15 protein-coding genes are annotated in these 16,468 nt (G+C 37.0%); all 15 read right to left on the bottom strand.

Translation table 11 applies throughout. The features are described 5' to 3' along the window. Position 1: 1 nt before the first annotated feature. The 15 genes from NQ508_RS04410 to NQ508_RS04340 all read right to left on the bottom strand — a co-directional run bounded on the left by NQ508_RS04410 (position 2) and on the right by NQ508_RS04340 (position 16,348). Positions 2 to 883 (bottom strand): DUF3801 domain-containing protein, encoded by an 882-nt coding sequence (locus NQ508_RS04410; protein ID WP_006426175.1) that lies wholly within the window; start codon positions 881 to 883, stop codon positions 2 to 4. Further along, the gene (locus NQ508_RS04405) at positions 858 to 2,300 is read right to left on the bottom strand and encodes a relaxase/mobilization nuclease domain-containing protein (RefSeq protein WP_006426176.1); all 1,443 of its coding nucleotides are present in this window, start codon (positions 2,298 to 2,300) and stop codon (positions 858 to 860) included. The genes NQ508_RS04410 and NQ508_RS04405 overlap by 26 nt, the downstream gene beginning before the upstream one ends. Beyond that, complete coding sequence (locus NQ508_RS04400) at positions 2,291 to 2,629, bottom strand: plasmid mobilization protein (protein WP_005342758.1); 339 nt, start codon at positions 2,627 to 2,629, stop codon at positions 2,291 to 2,293. The genes NQ508_RS04405 and NQ508_RS04400 overlap by 10 nt, the downstream gene beginning before the upstream one ends. Continuing rightward, complete coding sequence (locus tag NQ508_RS04395; RefSeq protein WP_006426178.1) at positions 2,626 to 3,612, bottom strand: DUF5688 family protein; 987 nt, start codon at positions 3,610 to 3,612, stop codon at positions 2,626 to 2,628. Before NQ508_RS04395 ends, NQ508_RS04400 begins: the two co-directional genes overlap by 4 nt. Before the next feature lie 120 nt (positions 3,613 to 3,732). Then, positions 3,733 to 3,819 (bottom strand): DUF3789 domain-containing protein, encoded by an 87-nt coding sequence (locus tag NQ508_RS04390; RefSeq protein ID WP_101872451.1) that lies wholly within the window; start codon positions 3,817 to 3,819, stop codon positions 3,733 to 3,735. Positions 3,820 to 4,009: 190 nt separating this feature from the next. Further along, the gene (locus tag NQ508_RS04385) at positions 4,010 to 4,321 is read right to left on the bottom strand and encodes a hypothetical protein (RefSeq protein WP_006426180.1); all 312 of its coding nucleotides are present in this window, start codon (positions 4,319 to 4,321) and stop codon (positions 4,010 to 4,012) included. Between the two features lie 8 nt (positions 4,322 to 4,329). Beyond that, positions 4,330 to 5,322 carry a DUF3991 and TOPRIM domain-containing protein gene (locus tag NQ508_RS04380; RefSeq protein WP_207635645.1) on the bottom strand — a complete coding sequence of 331 codons (993 nt, stop codon included), beginning with the start codon at positions 5,320 to 5,322 and terminating at the stop codon, positions 4,330 to 4,332. A 114-nt stretch (positions 5,323 to 5,436) separates the two neighbouring features. Continuing rightward, the gene (locus NQ508_RS04375) at positions 5,437 to 7,341 is read right to left on the bottom strand and encodes a P-loop NTPase fold protein (RefSeq protein ID WP_006426182.1); all 1,905 of its coding nucleotides are present in this window, start codon (positions 7,339 to 7,341) and stop codon (positions 5,437 to 5,439) included. A gap of 44 nt (positions 7,342 to 7,385) precedes the next feature. Further along, positions 7,386 to 8,411, bottom strand: a complete 1,026-nt coding sequence (locus NQ508_RS04370; RefSeq protein WP_005341733.1) for a hypothetical protein — start codon at positions 8,409 to 8,411, stop codon at positions 7,386 to 7,388. Further along, the gene (locus NQ508_RS04365; RefSeq protein WP_006426183.1) at positions 8,404 to 9,555 is read right to left on the bottom strand and encodes an AAA family ATPase; all 1,152 of its coding nucleotides are present in this window, start codon (positions 9,553 to 9,555) and stop codon (positions 8,404 to 8,406) included. The genes NQ508_RS04370 and NQ508_RS04365 overlap by 8 nt, the downstream gene beginning before the upstream one ends. Positions 9,556 to 9,689: 134 nt before the next feature. Continuing rightward, a complete protein-coding gene (locus NQ508_RS04360) occupies positions 9,690 to 10,751 on the bottom strand; it encodes an ion channel (RefSeq protein WP_005341731.1) in 1,062 nt (353 codons plus the stop codon). Positions 10,752 to 10,753: 2 nt separating this feature from the next. Beyond that, on the bottom strand, positions 10,754 to 12,190 hold the full coding sequence (locus NQ508_RS04355; RefSeq protein WP_006426185.1) for an AAA family ATPase: 1,437 nt from the start codon (positions 12,188 to 12,190) through the stop codon (positions 10,754 to 10,756). Positions 12,191 to 12,421: 231 nt separating this feature from the next. After that, entirely contained in the window at positions 12,422 to 12,895 is a 474-nt protein-coding gene (locus NQ508_RS04350; protein ID WP_006426187.1) for a JAB domain-containing protein, read from the bottom strand. 98 nt (positions 12,896 to 12,993) lie between these two features. Beyond that, complete coding sequence (locus NQ508_RS04345) at positions 12,994 to 13,308, bottom strand: hypothetical protein (RefSeq protein ID WP_080543112.1); 315 nt, start codon at positions 13,306 to 13,308, stop codon at positions 12,994 to 12,996. Further along, positions 13,280 to 16,348: a VaFE repeat-containing surface-anchored protein gene (locus tag NQ508_RS04340; RefSeq protein WP_044919357.1), complete on the bottom strand. Its 3,069-nt coding sequence runs from the start codon at positions 16,346 to 16,348 to the stop codon at positions 13,280 to 13,282. The genes NQ508_RS04345 and NQ508_RS04340 overlap by 29 nt, the downstream gene beginning before the upstream one ends. Between the last annotated feature and the right edge of the window lie 120 nt (positions 16,349 to 16,468).

Below are 16,468 nucleotides of genomic sequence, written 5' to 3'. Positions count from 1 at the left end.
TTTACCTCTCTTTCCCTTTCCTTGGTTTTCGTTTCTGTTGTGGCTGCTGGTGGCGAATCTGATTCCGGTCTTTATTTCCCTGATTTCTCACCGGATCATTTCTATTCTCACGCCGCTCCGCTTCTTTCTTCCTTGCATTCTGTATTTCCCGAAGTTCCTTTCTGACCGATGGTTTCTCTGGTTTTTCCGGGGTAAATAACTTAGAAGTACCCTCTGCGGTTTTCTCTTGCTTCTTTGAGGTAGGCTCGGACAGACGGGATTTGGTCGTCTTTGCCAAAGAGGGGTTTTGCTCCTTACCCTCTTTCTTCACCGACTCTCTAAACAACTCGTCCATAAGCTGATCCTCCTTGGATTTCTGCGGATAATCTTTTTCCGGCTCTGCCTGTCCCTGTTTTTCTTGCTGAACCTGTACTTTTTCCGGCTTCTTTTCCTGCTTCTCTGATTTTCCGGCTTTTGCTTTTTCTGCACGTGTCCGCTCAATTTCTGTCTTAATCTTCGCTGCTTCTGTTACAGATGCAAACTGGAATCTATCTACGATACGGTTGATTCTTGGTGCATCTTCTTCCTTTACAATCACATCTACCAATCCGTCACTGCTTCCTCTTGGATTTCGGACTGCACAGTACAACACGCCATATCGTTTTGCTTCCTGAACAAATTGTTTCAGATCACTTTCTTTCACCGAAAATACCGTCAGTGGTCTACCTGATTTAACCAATGTTTCAAGTCTTACTCTGCCTTTTGTCTTTTTCTTCTCTTTTAAGACTGTATACAGCATCACTGCCAGATGCTTCGCACCTGTACCACTGATCTTCAATGCTGCTTCACCGACTTCCAACGACATTCGTACTACCTGATCAGCGGCTTCGCCTGATGTGTTCATGGCTTTGTTCCTCCTTCTTCTCTTTTTCTTCCCGCATCATCTTAAATTTTTCTTCGATCACCTTGGAACGTGCGGCAATTCCATCACAAAGTGCTGCCTCCTTTCTGAGCGTTCCAATTTTCTCTGTCAGAACTTTTATCTGCTCTTTCATTTCCTGTATTTCTTCTTCCGGTCTGTCTGCCCGGATCTTATAACGCAGATGCTTCCGTTCCTCCACACACTGCTCCGTTTTCTTCTGCAAACTTTCTTTCAACGAAAAAAGCTGCTCTGCAGTATCTATGTGATAATGGCAGAGCAGCTTTGTCTCTTTGGAAATGGTATTCAGTTTTAATAAATCCTCCCGGAACAATACATGCACCTGTTTAGCAGATATTGACGGGCGATTCTTCGGTAGGATTCCTAAAAGATAACAGTAATGCAGATACAATCCCCGAAGTCCTCCGATTTTTCTTGTCTGCTTGAAGTTGCCGGATACCCGAATCCGGTAATGCCTCTGAACCGGAAATTTCTTCTCGGCAGGTAATTCATTTTCTTCCAGAATCCGAACCCGGATTGCTTCCAGTGAATAATTCTCTCCAAAATTCCGCTTTAACTTCAGACCACGCTCCCGCCCTTCCGGACGAACGGTAATGTCTTTCCCGAACTTAAAAGAATATCCTTTTTCCCGCAAATAAAAAAAGAACTGTTTTTCAGTCCTCGCCTTTCGGATTGCCTCGTCAACATCTGCTTTTACCATGCTGTGATAACTCGGCTTCCCATCCTGTTCTGCATGCCACTCGGCATAATGTTTTCCTTTTCCCTGTTCTGGCTGCCTCACAACCGATAACTGGTATTCTTTACATAAACGGTCTGACACCATCCGCATATCCCGGTAATCCTGATTTGTCCTGTGGTATCTTTTCCCATCAATGAATGAAACTGAGTTCACCACAAAATGGTTGTGCAGATGATTCGCCTTATCCAAATGAGTCGCAATCAATACCTGATACTGACTGCCCCACAATTCTTCTGCCAGCTTCTTTCCAATCTCATGTGCCATTGCCGGATTACATTCTCCCGGTGCAAAAGACTGGTAGCCATGAAACGCAACAATTCCGTCCTCCTTTCCAAAACGCTTTTTGACCGCAATCATTTCTTCTCTGGCGGTTGTCGGTGCACAATTCACTCCAGATACATACTGTTCCATTAGTTCTTCCGCTTCTCCGACAAGTTCCATTTCCATAGATTCAAATTGCCTCCGTCTGATCTTTTCTGCATTCACCGCATAGGTAATTACATCATTAAGTCCTTGTGTGGATCGTGATTGATTCTCAGATATTCGCCCTTCATTGTTCTCTTTCGTCTTATCCGGATTCTCCGCATAATTGATTACCTTTCCAATCCACCCCTTGATGCTCCAGATTGATGTCACTGCCATGATTCATTTTTCTCTGGAAGTATCACTGCTTCTGTAATCTTACGGACTGCTTCATTGAACTTCCGCACTTCCTTATCGTAACGCTGCACATCTACCACATTTAACACATGTGCTTTCTGTGCGATCTGATTTAAGTTATTTCCAATCTTATGCAGCTCCCGCATCATAGAATAATAATCTGGCGGCGGTGCGTCTCTTGGAACAACACCAGAAATCAACTGTCTCAGGTAAGCTTCCCGGTTCAGTCCGCTTCTCTTTACTTTCTTATCCAATGCCTCTGCTTCTTTTTTGTTCAATCGGAAAAGGATTGCTACATTACGTTTTCTCAACGCTCCATCTCCTTTACTTTCTGTATAGAATCTGGTTCCTGGCGAATCTGGTGTTTTTCTTTATCGTAACTGTAAACTCTGTCTGAGAGAACCTCCTGCCGTTCCACTTCATTTTTATTTACTTCCCGTACCATTTCACCAAGCATTTTCGGTTCCATCTCTCCATTATCCGGAACAATCAGAACTTCATGCACAGATGACGGTAACACATAAAATCCTTCTGGAAAAAGCTGTTCCAATTTATTTAAAACTTCTGGCTGCGTGATCATAGATGCTCCATATTGCTTTTCTACATTCGTAAGTGCATACAGCATATCATGTGAACGAAGTCCAAAATCAACATTTTCATCTAACAGGTTTGTTGCATGTCCTTCTTCATTAAAAATACTCAACAACATTTCGTCCATTGACTGAAGAATCGGTGTATTTACAGGCTGTGTATTTGCTCTGGCCTGCTGGAACATTTCCTTTGCATCCACATTCCACATCTTAAGATGTTCATTTTTCACCTTCATAGTCGCTTTTCCATCGTTAGACTCTACCGGAAAATCCACATAACAGATAGCCGACAGATCTTCCATATTTTCATGAGGCATTTCCTGTAACATTCGTTTGTTTGCCTGGGTGTTCACAAGCATCACTGCCAGATGCTCCTTCACTGAATCATAATCCATTGGGTTGATACCACTGTGCAAAAACGGAACATTGCCTGCTTCTTCCATGCATCTTGCAATTTCATTCATCACTTTCTCAACGGGTTCACCCAAACGTATTTCATTGAAGAACGGTTCTACATAGACAACTGGGCACACATTTTCTTCCTGCAGTCTTACCTGGACTCCTACCATCTGGACTCCATTATTTTTATTCATCTGCATTACCTGAAATTCTGCATTCTCATATTTAGCTGGAAGAAAATTCCGGATGTCTTTTGCTACACCTTCCGCAAATACCTTTTCTGCTATCATTTCTTTTGCAATCATTTCTTCTGTTCTCCCTTCTTCTTGTTCATTTTCTTTAAATATTCCTGATATCGTCTTTCTGCTTTCTTCTTGTCTTTCATTGATACTTCAACCAGCATCTTGTATCTCCTTTCTTTTTGTCTACTGAATCTTGTTAATCTGTAACAGGCACATCAACACTACTCCTATAATGCCACCTACTAATACTCCACAAATAAACTTCAACATTGTTACTTTCTCCTTTTTCATTTTCTGAGGGTTTCAGGGATTCTCCCTGACAAGCTGCCGCCGGACTGCCAGACAGGAAAACTGTGTGGTAATCCAAAGGCGTTGCTTGCTGGTATTGTGTATTCTTCTGCACCCGTCTCACTGTTCCGGGTATCAGAAGATTTACTTGCCGAAAAAGCACTTGCTTTTTTTATTTTTTCAGTTCACAAATCCCGCAAGCTTCACACAAGTATTCACACTTTGTGCATCGTACATTTTCATCAGTTGCCATACATTCTTCACTTGCCGGACAATACTTTTGACAACTTTCACACTGCTCTGTACAGCTTTCTTCTGACACTTTCTCAGCAATAATTCCAAGTAATTCACTCTGTTCTTTTTCTTCTTTCAACTGTGTTTTCAGAAAAATCTTCAACAGTTCTTCACTGTCCACATCGTCTTCCATCGTCAAAATCAGCTTTTTCTTATGCACGACCTTCAGCTCATATTTTGCAATTTTCATGTTCTTTTTCACCTTCTATCTCTCATATTTTCATGACCAGACATACTCTTTTTCGTGCTTTTTTCTCGCTTTGTAATTGCCAGATTTAACTTGATGCAGAGCAGATCGTTGTAATCTTTTCCTTGTTTTGGCGGTACATCTTTTACCTGATATTGCTTTGGAAGCACTGCAGAAATTGCTTTTGTGGCAAGTCTTCCAATACGATCATTGTCCAAATGCAGAACGATTGACTTCACCTCTGGATGCATTTTTAGCGCTCTTTCCAACGCTGCAGGGACTTTACTTTTTTCAATTTCTTTTGCTGGCTGATAGACACCTGCCAGTGACAATAAATGTTCTATTCTCCACTCCTTCCCATCCAATTTCAACACTGTCGCATAAGATAACAAATCAATGGCTGACTCAAATAGATGTACCGTATCACATGATTTTTCTGTGAAAATGGAAAAAGAATAGTTCTTATCACTTCCATTTGCTTCTCCGATAAAACTGGTTCCGATTCCCCTAATGGCTGCATATTTCGGATTATCTTTCTCATCCATCCCTACAAACACCGCGTTGTGATGAAATGCACTTTCATAAACTCTTCCGGACTCTAAACAAAACTGAATGATTTCCTTATCAATCCCACGTCCTGAAAGATACGCAATCACTTTCTGATCATCTTGATTCTTCTTTGGCAACAGTAACTGTTTCTCCATCGGAACATTCTCAGATACAGAAAGAGACGGCTGAATATTTGCCCGTTCTGCAAGCAATTCAACCGCCTCTAAAAAACTGTATCCTCTTACTTTGATCAGATAATCCAGTGCTGATCTGCCACCGGTTCTCTGACTCCACCACATCCATTTCCCATTTGATATTTTCAAACTATCGTGTGTTCTGGTAGTGTAGGTGTTACCAGAAAAGTGAACCAATTCGTATGGTTCATAATTTTTCAGGTATGTGAGCAAGTCCATCCGCTTGACCTCTTGCACAACTGATGGTGGTATATATGGCATAATTTTCATCTCCTTTCCTGCCTTAGATTGATATTATTTTGGATAATATCCGGGCATGAAAATAGCCAGGTGATCCCTTGTTTTGGAACCATCTGGCTATGTAAATATATAAAATTATTGAATATCACCTAAGCGTTCAATTATATCTTTTAAATAATCAACTAATGCATGCTTAGCTAAATCTTTGTTTATCCCATTTACCTGCATTTCCTCTACTTTTCTTTTAAATGTACAAATTATTTCCTTATCATTTGTAAAAAAATCGTTTATGTTTTTAGCACCATATACTGTTTTAAAAATATCTATTATAAGACGTAACTCCATTACAGAAGCTTTTTTCATTTTATCAATTAAAATATCTATATCCAACAAATCAATAAAACCATATCTCATTATAAAATCGTTATAATGTTCCTCACAATAATCTGCTAATTTTTCAATTCCATTATCTGATTTTAATATTTCTGATATTTCTCCTGCCTTTATGGTTTGATTCTTTTTTTTAGCTTGAAATTTTAATTGATCTATATATTTATCATATTCTTTCCGTAATTCAGGATTTTTTTCAAATGAAAAACTATGCCTTTCAACATCAACCACTTCTTTCGAATTCTCTATATTCCGATTCATTATATTTATGAAATCATCAATATTGCCAACATCATGTTTCCAGTATTGCAAAACCATTAATTGTCCTATAATTCCCTGATACTCATAAAATAAATATTTATTTTGCTTAATTTCTTCCTTTAATTCTTTTACTAAAAAATTTACCTCGTCATCTTCTTTCTCCCACCAGTTTCTTAGTTTTCCATATGCTTCTCCTCTTTTTGAACTATCATATTGAGCCTCTTTCTCAGCATACTCTATTCGCAACTGGTCTACAACATCCACAAACTCTCCTTCGGAAAAACTTAAGGTTGTACAATATTTTTCTAGAAACTTGAACCCTCTTATGCGATTAAAAATACCATTTCCTAAATGTACATACCCTATTTCAGTCGTCAGTTCAAGATCTTTTACAGAACCACCATTACGATAATAAATAGCAAACAAAACAATATATTCTAAAAACTCATTCATAATTTTATTGAAATACTTAACTGTATTAAAACTTTTCGAAATCATTTCTCTATAAACTTTTCGAACTGTTTCTAATATAAAATTAAGTGTTCTCAAATTACAACATTTTGATTTCTTAAAATGATGCAATATTAATGTTTTATTATCGTTTAAATATTGTTTAAATTGTGTATCTGCATTATATTCATTTATTATTGAATCATATACTCTATCCATCTGTGGTTCAAATTTTATTGTTAAACCAATTACTTTTTCTCTTATTGACTTATACAATATATCTTCATTAAAAAGCATCTTCGTTACACTTTGTAATTTTTTAATATCCAAGTTTTCATCTTCGTTAGATTCATTTTCCAGATTCAATTTTCTTCCAGACATAACAACTTGATATTTATTTTCTAATCTTTGATTCAAATTAATTTTTCCAATTTCTTTTTCATTCGCTAAGATAACAACCTTACAATTATTATGCTCAACCAGACGATTTATATAACCCAATATTTCATTAATAGACAAATAACATCTTTCCAAATCATCAAAGCAAATTATCCAATTGTTTATATCTATTTTTGAAATTGTTTCTTTTATTTTAGATAAATCAATGTTTATAGCTCCCAATGATGCTGTAAGAATATTACTCGCTGTCGTCATAACCGTATCTGCAGTTTCCAACTTTTTCTTACCTTTTCTTCCAAAATATTGAAATATTATCTCTCTTGAAACTTCTTCTGCCGATTTAATTCCATACAATGAAACATATGCATATTTTCTTCTTTTTGACTTACCATTATCAATTGTTTCCATTATATTCATCAAAGAATGGGTTAAAAAATAAGTTTTACCAACTCCCCATTCTCCATCTATCATAACAGCATACTCAGATTTAGGATTATCCAAATATTCTTTTATAACTTGCTCTATTTCATCACAATACATATAGTTAAATTTCTCCTTTATTTTTCATGCCTTGATCCAACAAATTATCTTTTATTAATCAATTGGAAATTATAATCTGGAATCAATAATACACATGTACTCAATACCCATATAAATCCTTTTTCAAAATTTCTGCTGACTTCATTTTGAACATTTAGTATCTCAGATAAATCTATCTGTTCAAATTGCTTTCTAACATCATTTTCATTTGCATCTTCCTTTTGAATTCTAGCTGCCTTGCGAATATTATGACATACAATCTCTTGTAAAACTCTTCTCATATACTCCCAATATGTCCGATTCTCACATGTATATCCGATTTTTGTAATCCAATCTTTTAATTGATATTTTAATGTTTTTTCCTTCTTCTCATCTCCTACAATACACAATATTTCTTCCAATTTTTTCTCTAACTCATTCGTAGAAATTTTCAATATTGCATCACAACATCCATTTCTTTTTTCAACATCACTTACCCGATATCTATCTCCTGCAAGTAAATCATCAATTCTATGTGGCAACTCAACCGCCTTTTCAATAATACTTTCTGACTTTACCAACCCTTTATATTTATCTCCCGGCTGCAATGATACCGGAATTTTCCGATTTATATACTCTTCATCTGGTATAGATTTTAAATGCAAATATGATTCAATCATTGGATAATTCAGGTACAATTTTCCCATATCAGTCGAGTCCTCAAAGCAATGCTGCATTTCTAAAATCTTTTCTTCAGAAAATGCCGGATCATGCCGTTCATAATCAAATACAAGAATAATATTGGTAAAATCATTTCTATAATAGATTGTCTCCGGATGTTCCTTTTTACTGATTACAAACGGTAAATCAACATCCATTTCATCTTTTGCCCAATCATTTCCGTATTCTTTTACAATATCCTCATATAACTTATAAATGTTCGTACCGTAAATCCATACATCATCTATATCAATATTCATTTCTGGAAAACATTTGAAAATAAGCCAAAATAATTCATCCTTTTCATGTTTTCCTTCTACAACCAGTAAGCTCCGGCTACGCCGCCTTGTCTCTACTGCGTAATTATTCATATTTTTCAAACTCCCCACTAATATACATCTTTTCAAGATTGTGACCTTCTCTCAGCTCCCGTTGAGTCGCATTACAAAGAGCTGTTAATGTTCCCTTTCTTGATAAAATAAACAGGCAATCCGGTCTCATAATTCTATTTGTCATCAAGTTCGTATTATGCGATGTCATAATCATTTGGCATTTTGGATACTTCTGTTTAAAGAAACGAATCACATTTTCTGCCATTTCATAATGGTAAAACGCATCAAATTCATCTAAATAGATCAAAGACGCATCCCATACTTTCGGAACCAGTCTCCGATATAACTCTGCTAATGCCAATGTACCACTTGATGCATTTTCATAAAATGGAACTAATTGTTCATGTGAAAAATACAGTTCTCTTTGTCCGTCTGGTAATTTTTTTAATACCAATTTACATTCTATACCCATTGCATTTAAAAAATCTTCAAAATTCTTCAGATGTTCCGGATTTTCCAGACTCTCATAAAAACTTTGATTCATTCTTCCAAAGCGATACTGCATCCCATTTCCTACTGTAATCATCATCATTCTTCTAACATAATTCGATAACCGGATAAGAGCTGAATCATTTTTCAAAGCCACATTACTGATCAGCCATCTCAAAAATGGAAGTTTGGGTTCGCTGATCTCATCATCTTCTCCAACTTCCAAAGATTGTAAATAACGATCTATATTGGCAGTTTCTGCATCAATATAATCTAAATTATCAAAATTGTATTCTCGCAAACCAAAATTACATTTAAAAATGCTTTTTCCATTTACAGATAATTCTTCTTCACGTAATTCCTGATTTGATAATCTCGAATATTTGTAACTTAATTCTGTATCTTCAAATCTGAATTCATATTGAAACATTGCTGCATCTTCTTTGGAATCTGCGTTGAGTAAAATTCCATTACTCGCATATCTTGTTCCGCCAAACATTGTTGAACCAATATCAAGAATTGCTCTTCCAAGGTTCGTCTTACCAGTCGCATTACGTCCATAAATCAACATTTTGCCGATGATACCATCTGAAAGACAATCTGTATTAAACTGATAACCTGCAATATTTTCAAAATCTATCGTAATTTCATCTTTAAAATTTTTGTAATTCTTTAACGTGAATTTTTTTAGCATATCTTATACCATCCTCTCAAAAAATTATTAATGTATAATTCTATGCTTACAGTATAACCAATTTTCACTCTGTTCGCAACAACATGCCGTAAAAAAATTACGGCATGTTGTGACATGGTTTCAATTTTTATTTCTCATTTTACTTCTGGTTCTTGTTTTTGTATGAATTCTTGCACACTTGTAAGCAATATCGGAATCAACACCACCATAATCATATGTGATATTATCATTTCTTGCACTGCCCAGTTTCTCGTAATAGATGAAATAGGATAAATATCTCCATATCCCGACGAAAAGAAAGACACAAAACTAAAATAAATATATTTTTCATTATTGGCACTACCCATATTATCTTCATTTAAAGCAATATTTAAATCTGGTTCTATAATGCCTTTTTTTCCGTTTTCATCTTGTATCATAATGTCTAACGGACACAATTTTTCTTTATCTTGTTCATCATAATTCCCATTCACACTCCACGTTTTTCCATCAATTTTTTTCTCTATTTTCTTTCTATGTAAAGAGACATTTTCACCTTGTATTTCAAGTAAATTCATTTGAAACGCAAAATATACGTTATTATGATATGCCACATACAAATTAGCATATACACTAATTACAACCCCCACTATAATTACATATTCTAAACATACACATATTACAAATTTTATTTTCTCTCTTTTTTTCTTATTACTGTATTTTTTCACTCCCCATAATGACAGCCATACCCATATAGCTACCATACAACATATAAACATAAAAAATATATACTGAAATTCCCACGCCGTTCCTGTCACCATCTTCAATAACGTTTTCTGAGAAATAGTAAGTGACCAAAGCCAAATTCCAAAACCAACAAGGCTAATAATAGAAAGTGAAGCCAGTGGCTCTGTTCTAATTTTCTTAATCATCATTATAGACATAACAATTATCTTAATACCTACTATCATAACTTGTATTGCTTTAGAATTAGTAAACTTCACTGGAAAAAACACTATTAATAGTGCTATCATTATACCCAGAAATATCTGTATAATCTGATTTATTACAAATGCATTTATCCATTTGGGAAACTTTAATTTTCTATCTCCGTACCTTTTTTCGTTGTTTTCTTTTTGAAATTTATAGTCCTCTGCCTGTGTTTTTTCATCTGTAGTTCTTTTATTCCAATTCGTATAACTTCTTACTGGAGCCAAGGCTACTCCTCCTCTCTCGGTACAGAAATACTTTCTGCACTGTCGCGGCAGTCGTCAGGTGTCTGTGCAAGCACATCCGTCTGACTCGTTGCTCGCGCAAAATCGAATGTTGAAAATACCGGTATCGCACCATATCTTCCTTCCAGATATGCCTTGCTCAACACTTTATCATACCTCTCCTTGAAACGATCTAAGGAATAAATAGAGCTTGCATTTTCTGCATTACGTTCTACAAACCAGATTTCATCCCTTCTAAAAATAGCCTGATCCATAATGGATGATTCATGTGTAGTGAACAATAGCTGCATACGCTGCTCATCATGTAGCTGCATAAACAATTGCAAAAATCGTTCTGTCAGCTTCGGATGTAAGCTTCTCTCCAATTCATCCACAACATAAAGAACATCTTCTCGTTTATTCAACAGCATATCCATCAAATCGAATAATCTTCTTGTTCCATCAGACTCTTCATCAAAACCGAACTCATAAAATGACTTATTATGATGCAACCGGATTGTTGTGACCTTCGGTTCAGAATGTCCTTCCACTTCGATATTAAAGAAAGTTTCCTTCGACCTCATCGTCATTCTGAATGATGGTTCTTCCTGCTCTTCCATTCTATTTTTTACATGCTGCATCATCTTATCAAATACTGATTTTGGCAATGCATTTGATAACTCATCCAATGTAATTTCTTCTATTTTCACCTGGCTGATACCCGTATCAAATGTTTTGATTAATTTGTTAATCAGCTTCAGCGAATTATCATCATAATAATATTCCAGATCAATCAATGGCGTATCCGGTGTAATGATTGAAATATGATTCTGAATCCAGTCATATACATCCCGGAAGAACAATAATTTAGATCGTGTGCTATATTTTTTCCCGCGATTCATTTCTGTCAGGAACAAAGATGTTTCATTTCCTTCAAAATCATCTGCATAGGTTTCAAATTTATTTTTTTCTGTGTTTGTCAGCGTAATGCCATCATTTAACACCGGACGTTTGCTTCCTTCTCGTTCAAAGAGACATTTTGCTGAACCATTCTGATATAATTCATATAACCATTCTCCGGTTACTTTTCGTCTGCTTAAAACTGCGGAAAAACCATAGGCATAAAATTTGTCACCTACAGTAATCTGAATTTCAAAACTACTTTCTCGTTCCTTATTCTCCTTCCGATTCTTACAAAACATCTGTGTAGCTTCTATCGGAATACCATTGCAGACACTATCTTTAAAAAATTTAAAGAACAATGCCAGATTGGTCTTTCCAGATGCATTTGCTCCATAAACTACTGCATATTTTAATAACTGGGTACTTTTTATCTTTAACCTGTGATTTGCATTTGTTCGTATTTTATTTGAGGAAATCATTGTCAGCTCTGCTGCTTTATCAAAAGATTTAAAATTTTCAACACTTACTTTTACTAACATTCTTATACACCTCCACCTTTATTATATGTTTTACTCTTCTCTCAGTCAATGTGAATTTGCTTATTTAGAGATTTTTTCGTTATATATTGTTCTTTTTTCTATTTTTAACAATTTTATTTTGAGTTATGCATATAATATCAATGTATAAGTCAGCTTTTTGTAGCGACATTATTTTACTAATGCCGCCACCTGAAATATTCAGTAAATAAAACCTTCTAATTCTCTTTTCTTCTATCTCTCCCAGTCCATCCTTCCTGTCACATTCAACATCTTTTCTTCTCGAAAGCTGAGCATCTTCCCATTTGTTCCACCGACAATGATATGATCCAGCAATTCTATCCCCAGTAGCTGTCCGCACTTCTGCAGCTTTCTCGTAACAATCATATCCTCTTTTGACGGTTTCACATTGCCACTGGGATGATTATGAAGTCCAATGATTGCAGAAGCATTTGCCAGAATACTGCTCTTAAAAACTTCTCTGGGAATTACCAAAGATGCATTGATTGTTCCAACACTGACCAGATTCATATTGATTACCTGTCCATTATTTTTCATATTCAGGATGCAAAATACTTCTCTGTCATATTGAGATAACTCCTTCGCCATCAATTCTACAACAGCCTGTGGACTGTCCAATGTCTGCTCACTATAAAGAGATGGTTCTTTTACCAAACGGATATTCACAACTTCCAATTCATTCTCCATTGTTCTGATCTCCTTTTGGAAATTCTACAACTAGAAGAACATTACTCTCTGAAGATTCCACATATGCTTTCAATTGTGATAATGTCATTTCCAAATATTTAGGTTGTTCCACCATAATCTGCCCCTTTCATTTCTTCCCTTGCTTCTGTTTTCCCTGACAAATAGCTTATCACTTTGTTAGCCTTAATACTTTTCTGCAACTCACTGATAATGCACAAATCTGCTACATTCACTCCCGGCAAAGCAAGCATCTCATCCATCGTCATATTGACAATCTCTTTTTCCGTTCCGTATCCGGCATCAAATAAACGCTGTAATACTTTTATTGTTTTCTGATTCTTTCCCATTTCAGCATCAAAGGGCAGCTTATCGCCGCCCTCTGTTTTACTCCTCCTCTTCTTTCTTTTCTTCAATTCCTAATCTCTTAACCTGTTTCTTTTTATTCCAGATACGAACTCCTGTGATTCCGGCTGCTGATAATACCAGAATGGCTATCCATAAAGCTGCATTTGCTGTGTCTCCTGTTTTCGGAGGATTACTGGTCTTTGTAGTAGTACCCGGTGTCTCTGGGGTTGGTGTTTCCGGTACTTCTTTGATGGTTACGGTCTGACCTTCATCGTTGATATCCTTATGCTCTGTTACCTTTTTCGGTTCTTCCGGATTTGTCATATCATACAGTTCTTCAAAGGTTACAAGCTGCTTTCCTCCAAGAGTGCTGCCATCGAAAGTAAACTCAATCTGCACTTCCATGTTTTCCTTGTCCGCTGTAAATTCATAATCATTGGTAACTTCTTTACCATCAATGAGCAGCTTTGCATTTTCTGCCTTAACCATCTGCCAACCGGACAATTTATACTTTGTACTGATTTCCAATCCATCTAAAGTAACCGTATCCACAATTGTCAGATCTTTTCCAGCTTCGATTTCTTTCTTGCCATTCTTATCAGTTGCTGTGGTATGAATCGAAATCTTTCGCTCCGTAATCAGGACTGTCTGTCCTTCATCGTCAATATCCTTATGCTCTACAACTTTTACAGGTTCTTCTGGATTCTTCAGGTCATATAATTCTTCAAATGTAACCAGATTCTGTCCATCAAGTTCTGATGCATCAAACGTATAAGAAATCTCTACTTTCATTTTCTCGCTGTCAGCAACAAAAGTGTAATCACTCTCCACACGCTTTCCATCAATGAGCAGTTCTGCATTTTCCTCTTTCAGCATCTGCCAGCCTTTTAACTGGTACTTTCTGCCTTCTTCCAGACCGTCCAGAGTAACTGTATCCACAATCGTTACTTCCTTTCCTGCAACAATTACCTTTTCGCCCGTTTTCTTGTCTGTTGCGGTTGTATGAATGCTAATCTCTTTTTCATACTCATCGGTCAATGTCCCAAGGTCGATGGTTACTTTATTTCTGCTGACAACAACTTCAAATGCCGGAATCAGCTTCATACCTTTGTTGGATTCACAAGCTAACTCCTCAATCTCATAAGTGTCATAAAGTAATGCACCTTTGCTATCGTCCGGCTCAGAAATTCCGAACCAGATACCGTCCTTACTGGATGTTCCGGCATTTGTATTTTTCTTATGAGACGCCCAATCGGAAGCAGTTGAAAACTGACCGTTTTTATCTGTTACTACGATATGGCTCTCTCCGGTTGTTTTGCTCGTAATCTTAAAAGGAACATTGGCAAGTCTCTTATGTGTGCCTGCTCCAATCTTTACTCCCTCCAAATCTCCACGTTTAATCTGGTTGTAAATGGAATGGCTTTCGCCTGTTAAATCCACTATTTTCCCATTTTCCGTAATCGAAAATTCAATCGCTTTTGCCCCGTCAGTCAGATAACCTTCCGGTGCTTTGGTTTCTTCCAGTTTGTATTTACCATATGGAAGTAAATCTGCCGATGTTGTTGCTACTCCGTCAATTCCTGTCTGAATTGTCTTAACTGTCTCATTTTTCTTGTACAGTTTTCCTTCTACCAGAACCGGATTCTCGTTCAGAGAAATAATTGCAAACGCCGCATCTTTTAATATGGCACTTCCCTGTGCTTTGGTATCTTTTGTCTCTAAATCACGTTTCTGAATCTTCACCCCACCTCGGATTACCTGATCAGATACGGAATACTGGTTGCTTCCGGAAAGAACTGCAAGTTCTCCGTCCTCTGTGATCTGTGTCAGATATATTCCTTTGATCTGCTCTGTACTGTCCCCTGCCTGCATATAAGCTCCGTCCAGTAAATATCCGTCTGGTGCTTTGGTTTCTTCAACAGTCAGTGTTCCAAGTGGCAATACGCTTTTTTCATTCTGGGTGTAAAATGTATCTCCTGATACTTTGTAATCATCTGCCAGTTTTGTCACATAATGAATATTTCCATTACTGTCTTTTTCAGCTACCGTCTTTGTAACCCAGGTACGTGTTGCTTTCTCTGGTAAATTGTCTTTTGTATAAAGTCCGTCATAATAATGCCAGGTAAATTCTGCTCCTGTCAGTGCTGCATTACCCTGTGCGGTTGCTTTTCCTGTCTCCATATCAATCTTGAACAGGTCTACCAGTGTCTCTGTCACTTTCGGAACATCGGAAACATTTAATACGGCTGTTTTTCCGGCTTCAACCTTCAGACTGTGTACTGTCGTATCCAGCTTATATCCCTTCGGTGCAGAAAGCTCTTTGATGTAAACATTCCCTGCAGTCACTTCAACCTCATTTGTCTCACCATTCTCATTTGTTGTAAGTGTTCCAATCTGATTGCTGCAATTCTGGTCTGAGAATATGCCAAAGGTTGCTCCGGCAATGGAATACATCGCATTTCCATTTGTGACAATCTCATTTGCAGTTGTCTTTTTTACCTTCGCATTTCCGACATTCAGTTCTGCCCAAAACTGTCCAAGATCCTGTCCTTCACCAGTATAGATATATCCGCCACATTTATAGCGACCTTTGTTTGCCTGTACAAATGCTCTAGCTCCTGCATACACTTCATTCTGAATATCCTGTGAAATCTCAGAATATGCAGCTCGTACATTATCACACTGCCAGCCTAAATACTCACTCAGTCTCTGCCATACCACACACTGTTCCAACAGATATCCCTGATTCGCATTCAGGTTACTGTGACTGCCCCTATACTGCTTTACATATTCCAGTGACAATGCCACATCTTCGATCTGTGCAGCACTCATGCTGGCACTTGCATCGAGTCTGATTTTATACCCATTTTTGAATCCGGTGTTAATATCTACGCAATAGGCTGTTTCACCCTCTACTCGCATGTGGCCTTCATTGAATGTAGAATGAATGGTTCCATCATTCATCACATGTTCAATATATCCGACTCTCTCTGAGGATTCCGTCCAATACTGTGTTTCCGCTGCCTGAACCGATGTAGTCGGTAATGCGGTTAAAATCGTGGTCAGGGTAAGAAGTCCTGTACACACTCGTTTCCATATCTTCTTCATTTTCTACAATTCCTTTCTTTTCAATCAAAAAAAGACGTCCGTCTGGAACGCCTGCTGTTGCTTTATGCTGTTTGCTCCCTGCTGTCATGCAGGATATGGGAATCTCTGACCTGCCGAAAG

It is taken from the genome of Dorea longicatena, assembly GCF_025150085.1.
GTDB lineage: Bacteria > Bacillota > Clostridia > Lachnospirales > Lachnospiraceae > Dorea_A > Dorea_A longicatena.
Note: the sequence above shows the minus strand (reverse complement) of the source record. Positions and strands in the feature narration are given on the sequence as shown.

Bases quoted from the DNA above. Each gene is read 5' to 3' on its own strand.
- NQ508_RS04410 (WP_006426175.1), bottom strand. From the start codon at position 883: ATGAACACATCAGGCGAAGCCGCTGATCAGGTAGTACGAATGTCGTTG.
- NQ508_RS04405 (WP_006426176.1), bottom strand. From the start codon at position 2,300: ATGGCAGTGACATCAATCTGGAGCATCAAGGGGTGGATTGGAAAGGTA.
- NQ508_RS04395 (WP_006426178.1), bottom strand. From the start codon at position 3,612: ATGATTGCAAAAGAAATGATAGCAGAAAAGGTATTTGCGGAAGGTGTA.
- NQ508_RS04390 (WP_101872451.1), bottom strand. From the start codon at position 3,819: ATGTTGAAGTTTATTTGTGGAGTATTAGTAGGTGGCATTATAGGAGTA.
- NQ508_RS04385 (WP_006426180.1), bottom strand. From the start codon at position 4,321: ATGAAAATTGCAAAATATGAGCTGAAGGTCGTGCATAAGAAAAAGCTG.
- NQ508_RS04380 (WP_207635645.1), bottom strand. From the start codon at position 5,322: ATGCCATATATACCACCATCAGTTGTGCAAGAGGTCAAGCGGATGGAC.
- NQ508_RS04375 (WP_006426182.1), bottom strand. From the start codon at position 7,341: ATGTATTGTGATGAAATAGAGCAAGTTATAAAAGAATATTTGGATAAT.
- NQ508_RS04370 (WP_005341733.1), bottom strand. From the start codon at position 8,411: ATGAATAATTACGCAGTAGAGACAAGGCGGCGTAGCCGGAGCTTACTG.
- NQ508_RS04365 (WP_006426183.1), bottom strand. From the start codon at position 9,555: ATGCTAAAAAAATTCACGTTAAAGAATTACAAAAATTTTAAAGATGAA.
- NQ508_RS04355 (WP_006426185.1), bottom strand. From the start codon at position 12,190: ATGTTAGTAAAAGTAAGTGTTGAAAATTTTAAATCTTTTGATAAAGCA.
- NQ508_RS04350 (WP_006426187.1), bottom strand. From the start codon at position 12,895: ATGGAGAATGAATTGGAAGTTGTGAATATCCGTTTGGTAAAAGAACCA.
- NQ508_RS04340 (WP_044919357.1), bottom strand. From the start codon at position 16,348: ATGAAGAAGATATGGAAACGAGTGTGTACAGGACTTCTTACCCTGACC.